1 protein-coding gene is annotated in these 1422 nt (G+C 53.2%); it reads left to right on the forward strand.

The window, feature by feature from the left end:
* Positions 1 to 1212 (forward strand): glycosyltransferase family 4 protein (locus NW820_RS10965; protein WP_414407504.1); only part of this gene is annotated, 1212 nt, incomplete at its 5' end.
* Positions 1213 to 1422: the final 210 nt, after the last annotated feature.

A 1422-nucleotide genomic window follows, 5' to 3' on the forward strand; every position in this document is an offset into this window, starting at 1 on the left:
GAAGCAGAGGGCTTAGTGTTTGACCACTATGCCTATGCATTGCGAAAGCAGGTGGAGTTTAAGGAATCCTACTACGGCTACCAAGGAGCTGTCAGAGCTTGGGAAGAGTTGCAAAAAGCGGAAAAGCCCTGCTCCCTGCAGCCCTTTTTCCCCTGGGCATACGGGGATCCCTTGGTGGTAGAGGTGCGGCAACGTCTTCACCTATTTGTGGACGGGGTGTTCTTCCAGATGTCCCAAACTGGTATTGCTACAGTTTGGCGCAACTTACTGCGGGAATTGCCTCAGCTGGGGATTCGCATCACTTTCTACGATCGGGGTGGCATGGGAGAGCTACCCCAGGGTGTCGAGAGAATGCAGGGTCACCCCTTTAGCTACGCCCGCTGGGATGATCCTGAGTTGAGACAAGCTTTTATTTGGTCAGGGGCTGATGTTTTTATGAGCACCTACCATACATACCTGCCCTCTGACATTCCGCAGGTGCTCCTGCTCCATGACATGATCCCAGAAGTGCTGGGTTGGGATCTCTCAGATCCCATGTGGCGCCAAAAGCACGCAGCCCTTGAAGCAGCCGCTCGCATTGTAGCTGTTAGCCAAAACACGGCCTGTGACTTGCTGCGTCTAACTGGCAAAGAGGCAGTAGTAGCTTACCCTGGGGTTGACACCAGTGTATTCAAGCCGGATCCCTCAGCTATTCCCAAGCACTGGCTGCTGATTGGATGCCACCAAGGCGCTTACAAACGACAGGAGTTATTTTTTGAAGCTTATCAGCAGTGGTCCTATAAGCCTTTCCCTGTCCTTTGCACTCATTCCTGGTCGACTCCAGAGGCTTATCGACAGGCGGCAGCTCCGCAACCTGTTATGAATGCTTATCTAGATCTGCAGCAGTTGGTTCAAGCCTACCAGAATGCCGTGGCGCTGGTTTACCCAAGTGCATATGAGGGATTCGGGCTACCCGTATTGGAGGCCATGGCCTGTGGGACCCCTGTCATTATCTATCCCAACTCTGCCTTAGTGGAAGTAGGAGGAGAAGCTGCATTTTATGTAGAGGACTCTTTGTCGGACACCCTGGTTCAGGTTCTGGATCCCAAGTTGCGCGCTGAGAAAGTCAGGAAAGGCTTAGAGTGGGTTAAGTCTTTTACCTGGGAGCGCATGGCTAAAACCATCCAGGAAGTTCTGCACCTTGCAGTCAAGCCAAGCCTAACAGCCTTGTAGTCTTGGCAAGCATCTTGCTGCTAACCAGTTTCACAGTGCCCCCACTGCCGGTGTGGAACCTCAACCCCTAACTTCTGGAGGAACGGTCACTCTGGCTCGAGCCTGGGCAACCAACCCATCCACGTACTCGTTCCAGCGCAGACCTTGGTGGGCTGGGATCCAAACCACCTGCACCTGAGGGCACTGCTGCTTTAGTTGATACAGTTCCTG

Origin of the sequence: Synechococcus sp. R55.7, assembly GCF_047461955.1 — a bacterium.
In the GTDB taxonomy this organism is placed as follows: domain Bacteria; phylum Cyanobacteriota; class Cyanobacteriia; order Thermostichales; family Thermostichaceae; genus Thermostichus.